Origin of the sequence: Xanthomonas sp. WCS2018Noco2-27 (assembly GCF_031843525.1) — a bacterium.
In the GTDB taxonomy this organism is placed as follows: Bacteria; Pseudomonadota; Gammaproteobacteria; order Xanthomonadales; family Xanthomonadaceae; genus Xanthomonas.
In genome coordinates this window covers 217209-236725 of sequence record NZ_JAVTIK010000005.1, presented here as the reverse complement: position 1 = coordinate 236725, position 19517 = coordinate 217209, and the positions used below count along the sequence as shown (strand labels likewise).

General features: G+C 65.0%; 14 protein-coding genes and 1 pseudogene. 10 read left to right on the top strand and 5 right to left on the bottom strand.

All coding sequences use genetic code 11. The features are described from left to right. The first annotated feature begins 95 nt into the window (after window positions 1-95). From RQH86_RS11475 to RQH86_RS11465, 3 genes are all read left to right on the top strand, one after another. Window positions 96-1268 carry an OprO/OprP family phosphate-selective porin gene (locus tag RQH86_RS11475; RefSeq protein WP_311238525.1) on the top strand — a complete coding sequence of 391 codons (1173 nt, stop codon included), beginning with the start codon at window positions 96-98 and terminating at the stop codon, window positions 1266-1268. 204 nt (window positions 1269-1472) lie between these two features. Next, window positions 1473-4112: a PAS-domain containing protein gene (locus RQH86_RS11470; protein WP_311238526.1), complete on the top strand. Its 2640-nt coding sequence runs from the start codon at window positions 1473-1475 to the stop codon at window positions 4110-4112. A gap of 407 nt (window positions 4113-4519) precedes the next feature. Next, window positions 4520-6640 carry a TonB-dependent receptor gene (locus tag RQH86_RS11465; protein ID WP_311238527.1) on the top strand — a complete coding sequence of 707 codons (2121 nt, stop codon included), beginning with the start codon at window positions 4520-4522 and terminating at the stop codon, window positions 6638-6640. Between the two features lie 215 nt (window positions 6641-6855). Here the strand turns inward: RQH86_RS11465 and RQH86_RS11460 are convergent. After that, window positions 6856-7085 (bottom strand): annotated as a pseudogene (locus RQH86_RS11460) (hypothetical protein). A gap of 830 nt (window positions 7086-7915) precedes the next feature. Between RQH86_RS11460 and RQH86_RS11455 the strand changes: the two are divergent. Genes RQH86_RS11455 through RQH86_RS11445 form a run of 3 tightly spaced genes read left to right on the top strand, consistent with a single transcriptional unit; the run spans window position 7916 to window position 9931 of the window. After that, on the top strand, window positions 7916-8986 hold the full coding sequence (locus RQH86_RS11455; RefSeq protein WP_311238528.1) for an aldo/keto reductase: 1071 nt from the start codon (window positions 7916-7918) through the stop codon (window positions 8984-8986). A gap of 16 nt (window positions 8987-9002) precedes the next feature. Further along, window positions 9003-9548, top strand: a complete 546-nt coding sequence (locus RQH86_RS11450; RefSeq protein WP_311238529.1) for a nuclear transport factor 2 family protein — start codon at window positions 9003-9005, stop codon at window positions 9546-9548. Between the two features lie 11 nt (window positions 9549-9559). After that, window positions 9560-9931 (top strand): Atu4866 domain-containing protein, encoded by a 372-nt coding sequence (locus tag RQH86_RS11445; protein ID WP_311238569.1) that lies wholly within the window; start codon window positions 9560-9562, stop codon window positions 9929-9931. A 236-nt stretch (window positions 9932-10167) separates the two neighbouring features. On the opposite strand, the gene RQH86_RS11440 is transcribed toward RQH86_RS11445, so the two are convergent. The 4 genes from RQH86_RS11440 to RQH86_RS11425 all read right to left on the bottom strand — a co-directional run bounded on the left by RQH86_RS11440 (window position 10168) and on the right by RQH86_RS11425 (window position 14128). Next, window positions 10168-10806, bottom strand: coding sequence for a response regulator transcription factor (locus RQH86_RS11440; protein ID WP_055850273.1), 639 nt, complete (start codon window positions 10804-10806; stop codon window positions 10168-10170). A gap of 193 nt (window positions 10807-10999) precedes the next feature. Further along, window positions 11000-12049 carry an ABC transporter substrate-binding protein gene (locus RQH86_RS11435; RefSeq protein ID WP_115559154.1) on the bottom strand — a complete coding sequence of 350 codons (1050 nt, stop codon included), beginning with the start codon at window positions 12047-12049 and terminating at the stop codon, window positions 11000-11002. Next, window positions 12049-13434 (bottom strand): sensor histidine kinase N-terminal domain-containing protein, encoded by a 1386-nt coding sequence (locus tag RQH86_RS11430; RefSeq protein ID WP_311238530.1) that lies wholly within the window; start codon window positions 13432-13434, stop codon window positions 12049-12051. Before RQH86_RS11430 ends, RQH86_RS11435 begins: the two co-directional genes overlap by 1 nt. Then, the gene (locus tag RQH86_RS11425) at window positions 13427-14128 is read right to left on the bottom strand and encodes a response regulator transcription factor (RefSeq protein WP_311238531.1); all 702 of its coding nucleotides are present in this window, start codon (window positions 14126-14128) and stop codon (window positions 13427-13429) included. The genes RQH86_RS11430 and RQH86_RS11425 overlap by 8 nt, the downstream gene beginning before the upstream one ends. Before the next feature lie 253 nt (window positions 14129-14381). On the opposite strand from RQH86_RS11425, the gene RQH86_RS11420 reads away from it, so the two are divergent. The 4 genes from RQH86_RS11420 (at window position 14382) to RQH86_RS11405 (ending at window position 19473) form a co-directional block, all read left to right on the top strand. Next, entirely contained in the window at window positions 14382-15575 is a 1194-nt protein-coding gene (locus tag RQH86_RS11420) for an OprO/OprP family phosphate-selective porin (protein ID WP_115554566.1), read from the top strand. Window positions 15576-15791: 216 nt separating this feature from the next. Next, window positions 15792-17120, top strand: a complete 1329-nt coding sequence (locus RQH86_RS11415; RefSeq protein WP_055848358.1) for a CitMHS family transporter — start codon at window positions 15792-15794, stop codon at window positions 17118-17120. 175 nt (window positions 17121-17295) lie between these two features. After that, entirely contained in the window at window positions 17296-18036 is a 741-nt protein-coding gene (phbB, locus tag RQH86_RS11410; RefSeq protein WP_055848354.1) for an acetoacetyl-CoA reductase, read from the top strand. A gap of 405 nt (window positions 18037-18441) precedes the next feature. Beyond that, the gene (locus tag RQH86_RS11405) at window positions 18442-19473 is read left to right on the top strand and encodes a LacI family DNA-binding transcriptional regulator (RefSeq protein WP_115528878.1); all 1032 of its coding nucleotides are present in this window, start codon (window positions 18442-18444) and stop codon (window positions 19471-19473) included. The last annotated feature ends 44 nt before the right edge of the window (window positions 19474-19517 follow it).

The window sequence follows — 19517 nt, the reverse complement described above, 5'->3', positions numbered from 1 at the left end:
CAGTCGCCGCCCGGACCTGCGCGCTTGCTGAAGCTGTTCACCGCGATCGCCATGGCAGGACGCCCGACCCCTTTCATTGCCGAAGACCATTCCCTATGCGCCTCAATCTGCTTGTTCTGGCGTTGGCTATCGCCATCGTCCCCGCCGCTGCCAATGCAGCCACCTCGATCGAAAACTGGCCGACCAAGTACACCTTCGGTGATGGCACCGAGCTGGGTCTGACCGGCAACTACGCCTACGACGACAACAACTTCTCCGGCGACGACCGCCTGGAAGACCGCAACGATTTCCGCCGCAAGGAATTCGGCGCCACCATCAAGAAGAAGGGCGTCTACGACGCCATGGTGTATTTCGACTTCGAAGCCAAGCTGTGGCTGGACGTGTTCTTCCGCGTCGAGACCAAGGCGCTGCTGGGCCAGGATTACGGCCGCGTGCGCCTGGGCTACATGAAGGTGCCGGTGGGTCTGGAAGCGGTGCAGAGCTCGCGCGCGGGCAGCTTCATGGAACTGGGCCTGCCGGTGCAGGCAGTGTTCCAGGGCCGCCGGACCGGCGTGGAATGGACCCTGGAGCGTCCGCAGTACCTGTTGCAGGCCGGCGCGTACGGCGGCAAGGATCTGCAGGGCGACAACCCGGGCACCACCCAGGCCGTGCATGCGGCATGGACCCCGTTCAAGGCCGAAGGCGACGTGCTGCACCTGGGCATCGCCGGCTCGGTCGAAAACCCGCGCGGTTTCAGCGATGGCCGCGGCGTGTCCTTCAGCCCGCGTGTGCGCCTGCGTGCCCGCCCGGAAGCCGGCCTGACCGATGTGCGCCTGATCGACACCGGCACCATTCTCGATGTGGACCACGTGATCCGCACCGGCGTGGAAGCGGTCTGGATCCACGGCCCGTTCTCGCTGCAGAGCGAAGCGCTGCGTGCCGAAGTGGCGCGTAATGCCGGCCAGCCGCACTTCATCGCCCAGGGCCAGTACGTGTACGGCACCTGGTCGCTGACCGGCGAGTCGCGCAGCTATGCCGGCGGCGTGCCGGGCAACATCAAGCCTGCACACGACTACGGCGCGGTCGAACTGACTGCCCGCTACAGCCGCCTGAATCTGGAAGACAACAACGTCCACGGCGGCCGTCAGCACGACACCACCATCGGCGCCAACTGGTACCTCACCAGCCACTTCAAGTTCCAGGCCAACTACAGCTGGGTGGATTCCTCGCGCAATGGCGTGCATGAAACCCCGCACGTGATGGAGCTGCGCGCACAGGTGCAGTTCTAAGCATCGCTGACGCAACCCAGCGCGCGGGCAATCTACTGCCGCGCACTGGTGTGATTCACGCGCTGCTGTCGTCTTAGACGGCAGCCGATGTTCCGATACGGCCGCATCCTGTCACGGGTGCGGCCGTTGTCGTTTTGGCCCGCATGTCTGTCGCGCGATCAGGCGATGGCTGCGCGTGCGGGAGCGGAACGCCATACTTGCCGCATGTATGTCTCGCATCGCCGCCGTCTGCTGCTCACCCTGGTCATCGTGCTGGGCGGAATGGTCGTGGCCATGCTGGCGGCCAGGCACTTTGTCGAACAGAACGCGCTGCGCGAGGAAAGCGCCACCGTGCGCAGGCAGCTGCGCCTGTATGCGCAAGCGCTGCAACAACGCATCGACCGCTATCGCACGCTGCCGCAGATTCTGGCGCTGGACCCGGAGCTGCGCGCGGCGGTCTCCGGCCCGCTGTCGCCCGCACAAGTGCAGCAGCTCAATCGCAAACTCGAACGTGCCAACAATGTCACCCAGTCGTCCACGCTGACGCTGATCGACCGCAGCGGCATTGCGCTGGCGGCCAGCAACTGGCGCGCGGTGCGCAGCAATGTCGGTGTGGATTACGCCTTCCGCCCGTATTACCAGCAGGCGCTGGCCACCGGCAGCGGCAGTTTTTACGGCATCGGCATGACCACCAGCGAGCCAGGCTATTTCCTGTCGCAGGCCATCGTCGATGCTGCCGGCCAGGTGCAGGGCGTGGTGGTGATCAAGATTGCGCTGGCTGCACTGGAGCGCGAATGGCTGCAGACGCCGGACATCGTGCTGGCCTCCGATGCGCATGGCGTGGTGTTTCTGGCCAGCCGCGCCAGCTGGCGCTACCGCATGCTGGCGCCGCTCACCCCGCGCGACCGCACCGAACTGCAGACCACCCGCCAATACGCCAATCAAGGGCTGCTGCCGCTGCGTCGGCGTTTGATCGAGCAGACCGGCAACGGTGGCGTCCTGGCCGAGGTGCGTGACCCGCCACTCGGCGCGCCAGTGCTGTGGCAGACGCTGGAAGTCCCGGACAGCGGCTGGCGCCTGCATCTGCTGCACGACACCCGCGCCAGCGCCGCCGCCGGGCGCGCCGCAGCCATCGCCGCTGCGGGTGCCTGGCTGGCATTGGCCTTGCTGTGGTTGTTCGTGCAACAACGCCGGCGGCTGTCGGCACTGCGTCAGCGCAGCCGGCATGAGCTGGAAACCCTGCTGCAACAACATGCCGAAGAACTGCGCACCGCCCAGGACGGCGTGGTCACCGCCGCGCAGCAGTCCAACGCCGGTCTGAGCCGCAGCCTGGAACATCTGCCGCAAGGCGTGGTGGTGATCGACGAGGCGCTCAATCTGGTGGCGTGGAATTCGCGCTATGTGGAGCTGTTCCGCTTCCCGCCGGAGTTGCTCAAGATCGGCCGCCCGATCGAAGACCTGTTCCGCTTCAATGCCCGCCGTGGGCTGCTGGGGCCGGGGCCGATCGAGGCGGCCATCGAGCGGCGGCTCAATCACCTGCGCAGCGGCAAGCCGCACATGCGCGAAAGCGAGAAAGAAGACGGCACGGTGCTGGAAATCCGCGGCAACCCGCTGCCCGATGGCGGGTTCGTCACCAGCTACGCCGACATCACCAGCTACAAGAACGCCGCCCGCGAATTGCGCTCGCTGGCCGATGCACTGGAACATCGCGTGGCCGAGCGCACCCGCGATCTGGCCGCCGCAAAACGCGAGGCCGAAAGCGCCAACCGCTACAAGACCCGCTTTGTCGCCTCGGCGGTGCATGACCTGCTGCAGCCGCTCAATGCCGCGCGCATGTTCGTGTCGGTGTTGCGCGGGCAGGTGCGCGAGCCCGGCAGTGCGCGCGTGGTCGACAACATCGACGGCGCACTCGCTGCGCAGGACGCCATCCTCAACAGCCTGCTCGACATCTCGCGCCTGGAAGCCGGCAGCCTGAAGACGCAGGTGCGCGACTTCGCACTGGCTCCCTTGCTGGAAACGCTGGCGCGCGAGTTCGGCATCCTGGCCGAAGACCGCGGCCTGGTGCTGGAGTGGGTGCCGACATCGGCGGTGGTGTTGAGCGATGCAACCCTGCTGCGCCGCATCTTGCAGAACTTTCTGTCCAACGCGATCCGCTACACGCCGCGCGGGCGCGTGCTGATCGGCTGCCGTCGGCGCGGTGGCTGGCTGCGCATCGAAGTGCATGACCAGGGACCCGGCATTCCGGATGCCTTGCAGCACGAAATCTTCGAAGAATTCCGCCGTCTGGACGATGGCGTGGCCAACGACCGCGGCGCCGGGCTGGGGCTGGCGATTGTCGAACGTATCGGCCGCCTGCTGGGCCACCGCATCGGCCTGCATTCAACGCTTGGCAGCGGCAGCGTGTTTTCGGTCACCCTGCCGATCGGCGAACGCGCCGCCATCGCCACGCAGTTGCCGCCGCCCACCGCCGAGCACGGCAACGACCCCATCCTGCACGGGTGCCGGGTGTGGTGCGTGGACGACGACCCGCGTGTCTGCGAGGCCACGCGCGCCCTGCTGGAACGCTGGGAATGCCGCGTGGATTTTTCCGGCGGCCCGGACGAAGCGCTGGCCCATGCCAGCGCCGACGAAGCACCGGAATTGCTGCTGCTGGATGTGCGCATGGGCACGCACTACGGCCCGATGCTGCTGCCGCAATTGGTGAGCCGCTGGCAGCGCGAGCCGCGCATCATCCTGGTCACCGCCGAGCCCGACCCGGCCCTGCGCGAACACGCACAGGAATTGGGCTGGGGCTTTCTATCCAAGCCGGTCCGCCCGCCTGCACTGCGCGCGCTGATGACGCAGATGCTGCTGCGGCGTGGGTGATTCGGTGGCGGCTTCGTGCGTCGGTAAAGGCGCCAGCAGCTGACCCATCGCGTTGTAGAAGCCTGCGTGTTGGCACGGAAAGCGCTGCGCGCGCGATCGTGCGGATTCCATAGCGCGCCGGTTCAACCCATGTTCGGTACATCGCCCTCTGATGCAGGCAGCCGCATGCGTGGACATGCGAGAGGCCTGGACATGCGCGATGCCTGCACTGCCCTCGCCTCGCTCCGGCACCGCTGCACTGCTGCCGACGCACGCGCATGCGCGCAGCGCTTGGGACTGACGCGCCGAACGCCGCGGCTCACGCCTGCTAGACTATCGATAATGATTCCCATTTGACTATCGTCTTTTTTTGCGTTGCCCTGCCTCTGCTGCATCGATGCCGAGCGCGTTTTGGAGTGCTTTGCCCCATGAAATCTCCCCTCTCCGGATCGGCCGGTGTGCCGCTCCTTGCGACCCTCTGCCTGCTCGCGTCTGCCAGCGCATCCGCGCAATCGGATGTCACCGATACGCTGGATACGGTGATGGTCGCCGCCTCGCGCTCCAACATGACCGTGGCCGAGTCGCCGCAAACGGTGTTGATCATCGACAAGGCGCAGATCCAGCAGCAGCTGACCATCTCCAGCAACTCGTCCGACGTGCTCGCCAACCTGATTCCGTCGTACACGCCCAGCCGCGGCAAGATGAACGGTAGCGGCGAAACCCTGCGCGGGCGCACACCGTTGATCCTGATCGACGGCGTGCCGCAGTCCAATCCGATCCGTCCCACCGGGCGCGAGGCGCACACCATCGACTACGCGATGGTCGAGCGCATCGAAGTGATCCAGGGCGCCAACGCCATCAACGGGCTGGGCGCCACTGGCGGCACCATCAACATCATCACCCGGCGTCCGCAAGACGGTGAGCTCAATCAGCACGTCGACGTGCAGGCCACCGCACCCACCTCGGAAACGCGTGCAGAAACCGCCAGCGTCGAGACCCGCTACCGCGTGGACGGCCGCACCGACAAGCTCGATTACCTGTTCTCGGCCAGCTACAGCGATCAAGGCCTGTATGTGGATGGACAAGGCCGGCCGATCGGTGCCGACAATACACAGGGCGACCTGATGACCTCCAAGAGCTACGACGTGCTGGCAAAGCTCGGTTACGCGCTCACCGATGCGCAGCGCCTGAGCGTCAGCGTCAACCGCTACCGCATCAAGAACGACAACGACTACATCGGCATCGCCGGCAACCGTGCGCAAGGCCTTCCCACCACCTCGGTGCGCGGTACGCCGCAGGGCACCGAGCCATGGAACGACGTGCTGACCTCCAGCCTGTCCTACACCGATGACGACCTGGCCGGCATGCAGCTGAGCGCGATGGTGTTCAACCAGGAATTCGAAGGGCTGTTCGGCGCGGACAACTCCTCCACGTTTCAGGACCCGCGTATCGCACCGGTCGGTACGCTGTACGACCAATCGCGGTCGGTCGCCTCCAAGTGGGGCAGCAAGGTCAGCCTGACCAAGGACGATCTGTTCGACAGCCGGCTCAAGCTCACCGGCGGCATCGACTTGCTCGCCGACACCGGCAAGCAGGATCTCTACGGCACCGGACGCACCTACGTGCCCGAGTCGGACTACCGCAACCTGTCGCTGTTCGTGCAGGGCGAATACAAGCTGCTGCCCACGCTCACCTTGCACGCCGGCGTGCGCCGCGAAGAAGCCGAGTTGAAGATCGACAGCTACCAGAGCTTGTGGCGCTACAACCGTGTCGATGTCGAAGGCGGCACGCTCGACTTCAACCAAACCCTCTACAACACGGGGCTGGTCTACACACCAGTCGAAGGCGTGAGTTTCTTCACCAGCTATTCCGAAGGCTTCGGCATGCCGGATGTGGGCCGGGTGCTGCGTGCGATCAATACGCCGGGCACGCGTGTAGCCAACCTGAGCACGCTGGAGCCGATCCTGACCAAGAGCGTGGAAGCCGGCACCCGCCTCACGCGTGGCGCGTTCGATGCGGATCTGAGCTACTTCCAGTCCAATTCGGATCTGGGCACGCGCGTAGTGCCGATCAACGGCGCCTTCATGATGAGCCGCGAGAAGACCCGCGTGCAGGGCGTGGACGCCAGCCTGGGCTATCGCCTGGATGCCGCACATCGCCTGCGCCTGTCCTACGCGTACACGCGCGGCCGCTACGACAGCGACAACGATGGCCAACTGGATGCGCGCCTGGACGGGCTCAACGTGGCGCCTAATCGCGTGATCGCTTCATGGTCGGCGCAATGGACGCCGAAGCTGTCGTCGTTCGTGCAGGCCCAGCATGCCTTCAGTCAATCCTTCGACGAAGCGGACAAGCGCTTCAGCGGCTACACGCTGGTGGATGCGACGTTCAACTACGCGCTGCCGCGTGGTGCGCTACGCATGGGTGTGTCCAACCTGTTCGACAAGCAGTACATCACCTACTACTCGCAATCGGCGCTGGTCGAGCCGCTGCGCTATTTCGCCGGCCGCGGCCGCACGCTGACGCTGGGGTATTCGCTGGATTTCTGATGGCATCGCGTAATTGTCAGCAGCTTGCGCACGGTACGCCTGCGCAAGCGTGCTGCTGCGCATGGATGCCGCTATAGAGCCTACACACGTATTCGCAGCGTGTCCTGTGGAGGTGGTCGGGCAAAGCGCTATCGCTGAGAAACCGACGCGTCCAGATCGTTCAATCCGCTCACGGCGATAGCGATAGCGATAGCGATGTTGAGTCGTAGCGTCGTTTAGATGCCGCCAAGTCGGTCGAATGCGCGGTGCCCTCGCCGCTCACGGGACACGCCGCAAGTACGTCCTTGTAGGCTCGGTGGCGGCATCCATGCCATCACACGGTCCCGCAAGCGGCGAGGACACCGCACCAGAGAGTGAGTCGGTTGCTTTGCTTGAAACCAGACGCACCGACCATCTCGACTGGTCCTTGCCCGCCGACCGTCGCGGGACCTTACGCGGCATGGATGCCGCGTAAGAGCCTACAGGGACGTACTTGCGGCGTGTCCCGCGACGGTGGGCGGGCAAGGGCTCTGCAGCAAACTCACAGCGTCGAGAGTGCGGTAATGACACCGCATCAGACAGTTTGCTAACTGTTTTATCGAAAGCTATGCACACCGATCAACTCAACTAGCCATTGCCCGGCTACCGTCGCGGGACCTTACGCGACATGGATCCCGCGTAAGAGCGTACACGGACGTACTTGCGGCGTGTCCCACGACGGTGGGCGGGCAAGGGCCCTGCAGCAAACTCACAGCGTCGAGAGTGCGGCAATGACACCGCACCAGACAGTTTGCTAACTGTTTTATCGAAAGCTATGCACACCGATCAACTCGACTAGCCCCTGCCCGCCCATAGTCGCGGGACCTTACGCAGCATGGATGCCGCAGAAGAGCTCACGTGGACGTACTTGCAGCATGTACCGCGAGGGTGGGCGGGCAAGGGCCCTGCGCAGCGAAGTGGCAGATCTTGGCGTCTTGGTCGCTCACTCTCCAACCCAACAAGGCGCACCGCCTTGTCTCTGATACGCGCACCCACTGCAGGGGCTGTGCGACCGCTGCGTGCGTGATTGTTGGCGCCTTGCACTCGACGTGGCAACGCCTCGCGCACATTGAACCGAGCACTGCAGTGCATGCAAGCGGCTGCGGTTGCGGTTGCGGTTGCGGTTGCGTGACGATGCTGCGTTGACGATTCGGACGATCAGGCAAGGATGCCGGATCACCAGGCTCACGCTGACTCACCGGCCGGCGGCACAGTACATCGCATGACGCACGACACCACTACCGGGAGATACAACGCATGAGTCAGACACTTTCTCTGGACCACTATCGCCTGCTCGGCCGCTCCGGGCTGCGCGTCTCGCCGCTGTCGCTGGGCACCATGACCTTCGGCGAGGAATGGGGCTGGGGCGCGGATGCGGGCGAAGCCAAGCGCATCTTCGATGCCTATGCAGACCGCGGCGGCAACTTCATCGACACCGCGGTCAATTACACCAACGGCGGCTCCGAACGCATCGTCGGCAGCCTGATCAAGCCGCATCGCGAGCGCTTTGTGGTGGCGACCAAATTCACCATGGCGCGCGATGCAGACAACATCAATTCCGGCGGCAATCACCGTCTCAACCTGATCCGCTCGGTGGAGACCAGCCTGCGTCAACTCGACACCGATCGCATCGACCTGTTGTATCTGCACGCATGGGACTTCACCACCTCGCCGGACGAAGTGATGCGCGGGCTGGAGCATCTGGTGCAGTCGGGCAAGGTGCTCTACATCGGCATCTGCAACACGCCGGCCTGGCGCGTGGCGCAATTGCAGACGCTGGCCGATCTGCGTGGCTGGTCGCCCTTGGTCGCGCTGCAGATCGAATACAGCCTGGTCGAACGCACAGTCGAACATGAGTTGCTACCGATGGCGCGCGAGCTGGGCCTGGGTGTATTGCCGTGGTCGCCACTGGGCGGCGGCATCCTGACCGGCAAGTACAGCCGCGCCGATCTGTCCGACGACAACGCGGCGGATGTATCCACTAGCCGCAAAGGCGTGATCGCCTCGACCGGGCATCTCACTGCGCGCTCGCTGGAGATCGCCGATGTGGTTGGGACGGTGGCCGACGAGTTGGGCGCCTCGCGCTCGCAGGTAGCGCTTGCCTGGACCTTGCGCAATCCGGCGGTCGTTTCGCCGGTGATGGGCGCACGCACGTTGCAACAGGCCGAAGACAACTTCGGTGCGCTGGAGATCGTGTTCAGCGACGACCAACTGGCGCAGCTGGATCGGGTCAGCGGCCTGGCGCCGATCTTCCCGGAGCGTTTCATCGGCCGGCCGATGGCGCAGCAGCTGATCTACGGCACGCACGCGCTGCAACTGCGCAGCTGACGCGAAGGAGCACCACATGACCAGACCATCCGCCATCGCGGCAGCACTGTTCATCGCCGCCAGCGCGTTCACTGCCGCCGGGGCAATCGCTCCGGTGCCCACAGCCGCCGCCGAAAGCTGCGCCGGCACATCGCAGCAGATATGCAATACGCAACGCGTCGATGCCGCATTCGCACGCTGGCAGGCAGGCGGCACCGGATTCTTCGAAGAACTGCTGTCGCCGGACGTGGTGTGGACCATCCACGGCTCCGGCCCGAGCGCCGGCACCTTGCGGGGCCGCGACACATTGATCGACACGGCCGTGCGCCCATTGACCCAGCGCCTGGCGTCGCCGCTGCGCCCACTGCAGCGGCAGCTCTGGGCCGATGGCGAACACGTCATCGTGCAATGGCAAGGCGCCGCCGACCTGCCCAACGGCGGTCGCTATCGCAATCATTACGTATGGATCCTGCGCATGCGCGACGGCAAGGCCGTGCAGGTCGATGCGTACCTGGATCTGGCCGCCTACGACGCGGTGCTGCAGCGTGCACCCGCCCAACTGCAACGCAGGACAGACACATGACCAATACACGTATGAGCGCCGCTATTGCCGTTGCACTCGGCGCAGGTGCCGCCGTGCTCTGCAACGCCACACCGCTTGCTGCCACTGCACGCCATGCGGCGGCGACGCCTTCCCCACTCCACACGGAGACGCCCATGCAACAGCATTCCTACGTCGGCATGTGGGTCACCCGCGATGGGCAGATCCGCCAAGCCTTGTTGGCCAACGGCCGGTACGACGAAGCACGCCATGCACGGCAAAGCGCCTACCAGGGCCGTTATGAAGTGACCGGTAACACCATCCACTACTGGGACGACAGCGGATTCACTGCCGACGGCCGCTTTGTCAGCGCAGACGAGCTGCACCACGGCGGCATGGTGTTCTATCGCCAGCGAGTGGACTGACATGCATCATGGACGGCACCTCGCATTTCGAGATCGAGGTGCGCCCGGCCGCGTCGATCTTCAGCCCGCGGCCTGCCCCGCTCAACCAAGAGCGGCCAGCACATTGACTGCGCGGCCAGTGCTCTCTGCGGCAGGCACCACTCGCACACTTCGATGATGAGGACGCCGTCCACACCCAACCGACGACTGTTCGCGACGTTTTTTGCCGCTCCAAGCCCGTCAGCGATGCCACGCCCTCAGCCCTCGCCTTCCGGCTCCAGCGCCTTGACCAGTACCGCGGCCTGCGTACGGCTGTAGCAGTCCAGCTTTTTCAGGATGGCGGTGACGTGCACCTTGACGGTGTTTTCGGCCAGGCCGAGTTCATGGGCGATCTGCTTGTTGAGCAAGCCATCGGCCAGGCTTAGCAGCACGCGGAACTGCTGCGGGGTGAGCTGGGCGAGTTTGGAGGCCAGCTGCGCGTCGGCCTCCGAACGTTCGGCAGTCATGGGCGGAAACCAGGTGCCGCCATCCAGCACGCTGGCCACGGCGGTGCCGATGGATTCGGCCGGCGTGGATTTGGGAATGAAGCCGGCCGCGCCAAACTGCTGCGCACGTCGGATCACCCGCGGGTGATCGTTGGAGGAGATGACCACCACCGGGATATCCGGATGCTCGCCGCGCACATGCAACAGCGCCGAGAAGCCGCGCGCGCCCGGCATGGCCAGATCCAGCAGTACCAACTCGGCCTGCGGGTGCGAGCGCAGCATCGCGCTTAGCGTGGCGGCGCTGGAGGCTTCCACGACCTGCGCCTGCGGCAGGGTCTGCTGCAGCACGTGGATCACGGCGGCACGGAACAGCGGGTGGTCGTCGGCGACGAGAATGGTGAGATCGGCCATCTGCCAAGTCTGGCACATGGGCGCGTCGGTGTGCCGCACCTGCGCCTGGCTGGCTGCCCACGGCTGGTGGCTGGGGCCCACTGACACTACGCGGAGCAGGCGACCAGTGCATCGGCATTGCGCGACCGCCGATGATGCTGGCCGGCAACGACCACACCAGCATGACGCTCTGCATCACCGCGAATGCCATGCCCTACCGCGGCGGCTGCGTACTCGCACGCCACGCTTCCAGGAACTGGCGGCGCTTGAGTTTGTCCAGATACACCAGCAGGCCGGGGCCGAGCGGAATCGGCCGAAACGGCGGTTGCGCCGAGCCGCCACGACCACCGGCGGCCGGCAGGATCGGCATCAGCCGCGCTTCGCGCGAGAGCACCTGCTGCCCGCGTGGCGACAGCAAATAATCGAGAAACCTGCGCGCTTCCGGTGCGTGCGGTGCGGTCTTGGGAATCACCGCAGTGCGCAGCGCCACCAGCGTGTAGTCCTGCGGCTGCACGATGCCCAGCGGCGCGCCGGCATCGATGCGCGCCTGCGCGTAGGAGCCGAGCACGTTGTAGGCCAGCAGCAACTCGCCACGACTGACGCGGTCGAGCAAGGTGCCGGTACGCTCTTCCAGCTTGACCTGATTTGCGCCCAACGCGGCCAGCAGCGCGCCGGCAATGCTGCCCACCTGCCCGTCCTGGGTGGCGAACAGATAGCCCACCCCGCTGCGCGCCACATCGTAGGTGCCCACCTTGCCGCGCAACGGCGCATCCGGCGCACGCAACAAGGCCAACAGCTGGCGTCGCGTGCGCGGGACGCGTGATGGGTCGAGTTTGCGCGTGTTGTAGACAATGGCCACCGGCTCGTAGCTGATGCCGAAGACCTCGTGCCGCCATTGCGCCCAAGCCGGCAGCGCTTCGGTCTGCGCGGAGCGGTGAGCCAGCGCGTGCCCATCGTTCACCAGCTTGGTCTGCAGATCCATGCTGGCGCTGATCAGCATATCCGCCATCGGCGCACCGGCACCCGGATGCAGGTAGCGCGCATAGATGTCCCAGGCAATCACATCTTCGTAGATCACCTCGGTGCCCGGATGCAGGCGCTGGTAGTCCTGAATGACCGCGCCGAACACTTCCAGATCGGTGGACCCCTGAACGCGCAGCTGCGCATGCACCGGCCCCTGCGCGGGAAAGCGCCGCACATCGCCCGGCGCTGCCCACGCCATGCCGTGCACCAGCAGCAATACCATCACCCACAGCCTGCGCATCACGCGGTTCCTCCCGCGAAGTGCAACGAGGCGATCAACCCGCCACCGATGCGATTGGCCAGATCGATGCGCCCGCCATGCGCTTCGACCACGCGCTTGACAATGGCAAGCCCCAGGCCTGCGCCGCCCGCGGGTGCATCCGGACCGCGCACGAAACGCTCGAACACACGCTCGGCTTCGGCGGCCGGAATGCCCGGCCCGTGGTCGGCAATGGTCAGCACATGCTGATTGCCATCGCTGGTCAGCGCCACCTGCAGCGGCGCGCCCGCGCCGTATTTGCAGGCGTTGTCGATCAGATTCTTGAGCGCTTCGCGCAGCAGCAAGGCGTCGCCGCGCAGCAGCGCCGGTTGCGGGTCGATGGCCAATTGCACCCGTGGCGCGCCTTCGCTGCGCGGCAGCGCTTCATGCAATGCCTGGTGCAGCACCTCGGCCAAGTCCACCGTGGCAAAGCGCTGCAGGTTGGAGCGATGGATCACGCTGGCATCGCTGAGCAATTGATTGAGCAGGCGGCTCATGTGGCTGGCGTTGCGCTCGATCGCCGCCAGGCTGCGTTGCATGTCGCGCGGGTCGTCGTCGTCCATGGCCAGCTGCGCCTGCGCACGCAACGCGGCCAAGGGCGTGCGCATCTGGTGCGCGGCCTCGGCCATGAACGCACGCAAGGTCTCGTTGCTGGACGACAGCCGCGCCATGAAGCGATTGAGCGCGGTCACCATCAACTGCATTTCCTGCGGCGCCGGCACGTTGAGCGGCTTCAGATCCGATGGCTCGCGACGCGACAGGTCGCGCTCGATGCGCTGCAACGGCCGCAAGGCGCGGTACACGCCCAGCCACACCAATCCCAACGCCAGCAGCGACAACACGCCGATTGCGACCAAGGCATTGAGCACCACATCGCGCGCCACCGCATCGCGCGCGCGCCGGGTCTGGCCCACCTGCACGCGCACCTCGCCCTGCCCCGAGGCCGAGGCAACGCGATGCATCACCACCGCAAAGCGCACCGGCTCGCCGCTGTACTGCGCATCGAACAACAACGGGCGCTCATCGCTGGGCGCGCGCGCCGGCAACGGCAACGTGTCTTCGCCGGTGATGGTGTGGCCCTGCGCATCGAATACGCGGTAGAACACGCGATCTTCCGGCGCCATGCCCAGCAGATCCAGCGAGGCGTAAGGCAGATCCACCTGCCAGTCGCCACCGACCAGCGCCACGCTATCGATGATGGACAGCGCCGAGGACACCAGCAGGTGATCGTAAGACCGGTTGGCCGCACGCTCGCCGTAATCGCGTGCCGCAAAAAACAGCACCACCGCCCCCAGCAGCGACAGGCTGCCCAGATACAGCAGCAAGGTGCGCCGGATCGACGGCGCCACCGTCAGCGGATCAGCCATCGCTACCCGGCTCCACCGGCGCATGCGGGTCGGCTTCTTCGAGTTTGTAACCGGCACCGCGCACAGTGACGATGTGTAACGGCGCACTAGCCAGTTTGCGGCGCAGACGGCCCACATACAGTTCGATCGCATTGGGCCCGGCATCGTCGTCGAAGCCGAATAGCCCGTTGCCGATTTCGTCCTTGCCGACCACCTGACCCAGCCGCCCGATCAGGATTTCCAGTAGGCGGTATTCGCGGTTGGGCAATTCGATCGGTGCACCGTCGAGCATCACCGTGTGCGCAGCGTTGTCGAATACGAATCCGCCGATCTGCACCACCTCGCTGGCCTGCCCGCGATTGCGGCGCAGCAACACACGGCAGCGCGCTTCGAATTCACGAAAATCGAACGGCTTGCCAAGGTAATCGTCCGCGCCCACGTCCAGCGCCTGCACGCGGTCTTCGATGCCATCGCGCGCGGTGAGCATCAGCACCGGCGTGGTATCGCCACGCTCGCGCATCCCGGCCAGCACGCGCAGCCCATCGAGCTTGGGCAGCCCGATATCCAGCACCACCAGATCGAAGCTCTGATAGCGCAGCACGCTGGCCGCCGCCAACCCGTCGGCCTGCCAATCCACCGCATGCCCGCTACGGCGCATGCGCCGCACGATGGCATCGGCGAGATCGGCATTGTCTTCGACTAGCAGCAGGCGCATTGGGCGGGGAATCGTGAATAGGGAATGGGGAATCGGAACAGCATGTCGTTGCGGCCGGAAGGTAACAGGCTAGGCAGACAAAAGCTCTTCCGCTTTGGCGATTGCGCTGTTGCGATTCCCCATTCCCGATTCCCCATTCCCACGCCCTGACAGGTCCATGACAGCTTTGCGGGACTAGGCTGCAGCCAACGCGCCACGGCAGTCGTCGTGGTGCATCGCTGAACGTGATTCACACATGTACCTGGGAGGGTCTGTGATCAACGACACTTTGCGTCTGCGCGCCTTCACCGCTTGCGCGGCGATCTGCCTGGCACCGGCGGCGCACGCGGCCGATGACGCGGGCCCGGTCACTGCCGAGGTAGGTGGGCGCGTGCACTGGGATTTCACCGTGTTCGACAACGACGAACGCGGCACGCCCGAGCGCAACGACACCCAGTTCCGCCGCGTGTGGCTGGATGTGGCAGGCAAGTTCTATGGCTTCAATTACAAGGCCGAGGCGGAATTTGCTGGCCTGCAGTACGAATCCGGCAGCCGCGGCATCCTGGCCCGCGATGTCTATATCGCCAAGAAGTTTTCTGCCGGCACGCTGACCGTGGGCCAGTTCAAGCAGTACTTTTCGCTGGACGACCGCACCGGCTCCAACTATGGCCCGTTTCTGGAACGCGGCTATGCCTCCACCACGCTGGCGCCGATCTATCGCAAGGCCATTTCCTGGCAGGCCAATCGCCCCGATGCCACTTGGTCCACGGCGCTCTACAGCCTGGAAAGTATCGACAACTCGTCCACCAAGGGCGGTGCGCTGGGGACACGTCTGACCTTTGCGCCGGAGATGGGCGAAGCGCGCCTGCGTCACCTCGGCATTTCACTGGCGCATGAGCGCTATTCGCATCCGGGCAGCGATGGTGCGGCATCCCTGTTGATCCGCCCGCGCCCTGAAAACGATCTCGCCAACAATAGCCGCATCACCTTGGCGCGGTTTGCCGATGGCCGCGATACCGACTTCGACAAGTGGTCGCTGGAATATGCCGAAGTGCTGGGCCCTTGGTCGTGGCAGAGCGAATTCAGCGGCGGCCTGCTCGACGATGGCAGCCAGCATGCCAAGGTGTTGGCAAGCTATGGCCTGGTCAGCTGGTTCGTTACCGGCGAATCGCGCGGATACGATCGCAAGACCGGCCGCTTCAGCCGCATCAAGACGCCCAATCGCCCCAGCGGCGCGTTCGAGCTGGCATTGCGCTACGACTACATGCGCGGCGACCAAAATCTGGATGGCCAGCCCAACTTCATCGATGCCAGCACGCAGTCTTGGACGCTCGGCGGCAACTGGTATTTCAAGCCCAACCTGCGCGTGATGCTCAACGTGATCGACAGCCGCAACCGCGACCGCACGATGAATGCGGTGGTCGATCACACGCTGGCAGTGACCGGCCGGTTTCAGTACGACTTCTGATGCGCTGCTGCGACACGCCAGGTTTTCAAGGTGTTTTGGCGTGCGTCGCAGCGATGCAGCGCGAGCGCCTTACACGCGCAACGGCGTTCACCTTTGCTGTTCTGGCAGTCGCGCAATGACTCGCGCTTCTAGGTTTTCGCATCACCACCGCAGCGCGCCCTGCGCAGCGGTGCGCTCCACCCTCTCCCTGCTGCACGCCCCAAAGGATTTGCCCGCATGCTGACCGCGCTCGGTTTCGGAATGGTGATCACCTTCATGTACCTGATCATGAGCAAGCGGCTGTCGCCGCTGGTGGCTCTGATCACGGTGCCGATCGTGTTCGCACTGCTGGGCGGCTTCGGCACCGGCATCAACGACATGATGCTCGAGGGCATCAAGAAGATCGCGCCCACCGGCGTGATGCTGATGTTCGCCATCCTCTACTTCGGGGTGATGATAGATGCCGGGCTGTTCGATCCACTGGTCGGGCGCATCCTGCGGCTGGTCAAGGGCGACCCGCTGAAGATCGTGATGGGCACCGCGATCCTGGCGATGCTGATCTCGCTCGATGGCGACGGCTCCACCACCTACATGATCACCGTGTCGGCGATGCTGCCGCTGTACCAGCGCCTGGGCATGAATGCGCTCAATCTCACTTGCGTCACCATCTTGGCTAGCGGCGTGATGAATCTCACTCCGTGGGGCGGCCCGACCGCACGCGCCGCTACGGCCCTGCACGTGGATGCGGCCGATGTGTTCGTGCCGCTGGTGCCGGCGATGTTGCTGGCGATTGCCGGCATCATCGCGCTGGCCTGGTATCTGGGCATGCGCGAGCGCCGCCGCCTGGGCGTGGTGCGCTTGCCGGCCGATGGCAGTTGGCTGGACACCAGCATTCCCGAAGACAACGACGCCTTGCCGCGCGTGGAAGACACCGAGGACATGAAGCGTCCCAAGCTGCTGTGGGTCAATCTGATCCTGACCCTGGCGCTGATGGCCGCACTGGTGGTGGGCATCCTGCCGATGCCGGTGCTGTTCATGATCGGCTTCGCGCTGGCACTGATGATCAACTACCCCAATCTGGCCGAGCAACGCCGCCGGCTGGTCAATCACGCCGGCAATGTGTTGTCGGTGGTGTCGCTGATTTTTGCCGCCGGCATCTTCACCGGCATCCTGTCCAACACCGGCATGGTGGAGGCGATGTCGCGCAGTTTTCTGGCAGTGATCCCGGATAGCTGGGGCCCGTATCTGGCGGTGATCACGGCGATCGTCAGCATGCCGTTTACGTTCTTCATGTCCAACGACGCGTTCTACTTCGGCGTGTTGCCGATCCTGTCCGAAGCGGCCGGCCACTACGGCATCACTCCGGTGGAAATGGCCCGCGCCTCGCTCGCCGGCCAACCGGTGCATCTGCTCAGCCCGTTGGTGCCATCGACCTATCTGCTGGTCGGCCTGGCCAAGGTCGACTTTGCCGACCATCAACGCTTCACGCTCAAGTGGGCGGTGCTGATTTCGATGCTGATGCTTGGCGGCGGGTTGTTGTTTGGTCTGTTTCCGTTGGCGCGCTGATCGCGCGCCGGGAATGGGGAGTCGGGAATCGGGAATCGTAAGAGCGGCGCTGTGCCGTCGTGACGGTTCCTGACTTCCACATGGAGAACGCAGGCCGCAACGGCGGCTCCTGCTCTACCGATTCCCCACTCCCGATTCCCCATTCCCCATTCCCAACTCCAAAGGAGTTACACCAATGACGCTTCGTATTGCATACGTCACCAGCGGCATGGGCAGTGTCGGCACCGCGATCTGCCAGAAGCTGGCGCGCAGCGGGCATACCGTGGTTGCCGGTTGCGGGCCCAATTCGCCGCGTAAATCGGCCTGGTTGCGCGAGCAGCGCGAGCAGGGCTTCGACTTTGTCGCCTCCGAAGGTAATGCTGCCGATTGGGATTCCACGGTTGCCGCGTTCGCCAAGGTCAAGGCCGAAGTCGGCGAAATCGATGTACTGGTCAACAACGCCGGCGGTAGCCGCGACACCTTGTTCCGGCAGATGACGCGCGACGACTGGAATGCGGTGATCGCCAGCAACCTGCATTCGCTGTTCAACATCTCCAAGCAGGTGGTGGATGGCATGACGTCGCGTGGTTGGGGACGCATCGTCAACATCGGATCGGTCAGTGCGCACAAGGGTCAGATCGGCCAAATCAACTTCGCCACCGCCAAGGCTGCGATGCATGGCTTCAGCCGTGCGCTGGCGCAGGAAGTCGCCTCGCGCGGGGTCACCGTCAACACCATTTCGCCCGGCTATATCGCCAGTGCATCGATCAGCAGTTTTCCGCCGGACGTGCTCGACCGCCTGGCCACCTCGGTGCCGATGCGTCGGCTGGGCAAGCCGGCTGAAGTCGCCGGCCTGTGCGCGTGGCTGGCTTCCGACGATGCCGCTTATGTGACCGGTGCCGACTACGCGGTCAACGGCGGCCTCTACATGGGCTGACACAAACCGTGGGCCGCAAGCGCTTGTCGGAGTGCACGCCGGCACGCCAGCCGCGATCACGCAACGCGACCAACAAAACGACTCCGCGACCGGCAAACAGGAGCGGTCGATGTTCGGCATCGGCAGGTCTGAGGCGTCACACTCCAGTTGCTGTGCGCCCCACACCTGCTTGGCAGCCGCTCGCTACGGGTTATTGGCGGTTCTTGGCCCCGCACGTGCGGATGCACAATGACGCGCTGCCCAGCCGCAGCACCCTGCCGGCACGCCACACCCAGCCGCGATCACAAAGCTAGGACCCGTGTGCGCGATAGCGTTGCGCCGTTGCGCACAAGCGGCCGCCACTACGCGAACAACCCGCCTCTAGTGCGAACTGATTACACTCTGGCTTTTCCGCAGTGCGCTGCCATGGCCAAACCCTCAGAACGCACCTCGCAGAATGCACGCCCGCAGATGGCCGACATCGCTCGCATGGCGGGCGTGTCCGAGTCCACTGTGTCACGCGCCCTTGCCGGCAGTCCGGTGGTGGCAGAGCGCACCCGCGCCTACATCAAGCAGATTGCCGCCGATGCTGGTTATCAGGTCGACCCGGTCGCACGCAGCTTGCGCGCCAAACGCTCCAACACGGTGAGCGTTGCGGTACCGATGATGCACGCACTGGATCAACCGCTATCCGATCCGTTTCTGATGACCATGCTGGCGTTGCTGGCCGAAGAACTCACCGGGCGCGGGTACAGCATGCTGCTGTCCAAGCTGGACCGGCACCAGGATGGTTGGGTGGAACAGCTTGCGCGCGGCAGCCGCTCCGATGGCGTGATCGTGCTCGGGCAGAGTTCCGAACATGCCGCGCTGGACGAAGCCGCGCGCGATGGCCTGCCGATGGCCGTGTGGGGCAGCCGCATCGATGGGCAGGCCTACATCAGCGTGGGCAGCGACAATTTTCAGGGCGGCGCGCTCGCCACCGAACACCTGATCGCCAGCGGCCGCAAGCGCATCGCGTTTTTGGGCGACGACCAGTTACCCGAAGTGGCGCCGCGTTTTGCCGGTTACCGTCACGCATTGGAGCAGCACGGGCTGGAATTCGACACCCGCCTGCATGCGCGCAGCCATTTCGTCAGCGAGGATGCCTACCGCCTCACCCGCGCCATGCTCAAGAAGACCGACCCGCCGGATGGGCTATTTGCGGCCTCCGATGTGATCGCCGTGGGCGCCATCCGCGCCCTGGTCGAAGCCGGCCATCGCGTGCCGCAGGACATCTCGCTGGTGGGCTTCGACGATATTCCGCTGGCCGCCTACAGCCAGCCACCACTGACCACCGTGCGGCAGGATCTCGGTCTGGCCGCGCGCCTGCTGGTGGACCGGCTGTTGGCGCTGATCGCGGGCGAATCCGTGGAATCGGTGGAAATGGCGGTGAAGCTGGTGGTGCGCGAGTCGGCGTGAGGCTGGGAATCGGGAATCGGGAATCGTAAGAGCGTGCGCGCTGT

Excerpts from the sequence above, each read along its gene's own strand:
- RQH86_RS11475 (WP_311238525.1), top strand. The coding sequence starts at position 96 with ATGCGCCTCAATCTGCTTGTTCTGGCGTTGGCTATCGCCATCGTCCCC.
- RQH86_RS11470 (WP_311238526.1), top strand. The coding sequence starts at position 1,473 with ATGTATGTCTCGCATCGCCGCCGTCTGCTGCTCACCCTGGTCATCGTG.
- RQH86_RS11465 (WP_311238527.1), top strand. The coding sequence starts at position 4,520 with ATGAAATCTCCCCTCTCCGGATCGGCCGGTGTGCCGCTCCTTGCGACC.
- RQH86_RS11455 (WP_311238528.1), top strand. The coding sequence starts at position 7,916 with ATGAGTCAGACACTTTCTCTGGACCACTATCGCCTGCTCGGCCGCTCC.
- RQH86_RS11450 (WP_311238529.1), top strand. The coding sequence starts at position 9,003 with ATGACCAGACCATCCGCCATCGCGGCAGCACTGTTCATCGCCGCCAGC.
- RQH86_RS11445 (WP_311238569.1), top strand. The coding sequence starts at position 9,560 with ATGAGCGCCGCTATTGCCGTTGCACTCGGCGCAGGTGCCGCCGTGCTC.
- RQH86_RS11440 (WP_055850273.1), bottom strand. The coding sequence starts at position 10,806 with ATGGCCGATCTCACCATTCTCGTCGCCGACGACCACCCGCTGTTCCGT.
- RQH86_RS11435 (WP_115559154.1), bottom strand. The coding sequence starts at position 12,049 with ATGCGCAGGCTGTGGGTGATGGTATTGCTGCTGGTGCACGGCATGGCG.
- RQH86_RS11430 (WP_311238530.1), bottom strand. The coding sequence starts at position 13,434 with ATGGCTGATCCGCTGACGGTGGCGCCGTCGATCCGGCGCACCTTGCTG.
- RQH86_RS11425 (WP_311238531.1), bottom strand. The coding sequence starts at position 14,128 with ATGCGCCTGCTGCTAGTCGAAGACAATGCCGATCTCGCCGATGCCATC.
- RQH86_RS11415 (WP_055848358.1), top strand. The coding sequence starts at position 15,792 with ATGCTGACCGCGCTCGGTTTCGGAATGGTGATCACCTTCATGTACCTG.
- phbB (WP_055848354.1), top strand. The coding sequence starts at position 17,296 with ATGACGCTTCGTATTGCATACGTCACCAGCGGCATGGGCAGTGTCGGC.
- RQH86_RS11405 (WP_115528878.1), top strand. The coding sequence starts at position 18,442 with ATGGCCAAACCCTCAGAACGCACCTCGCAGAATGCACGCCCGCAGATG.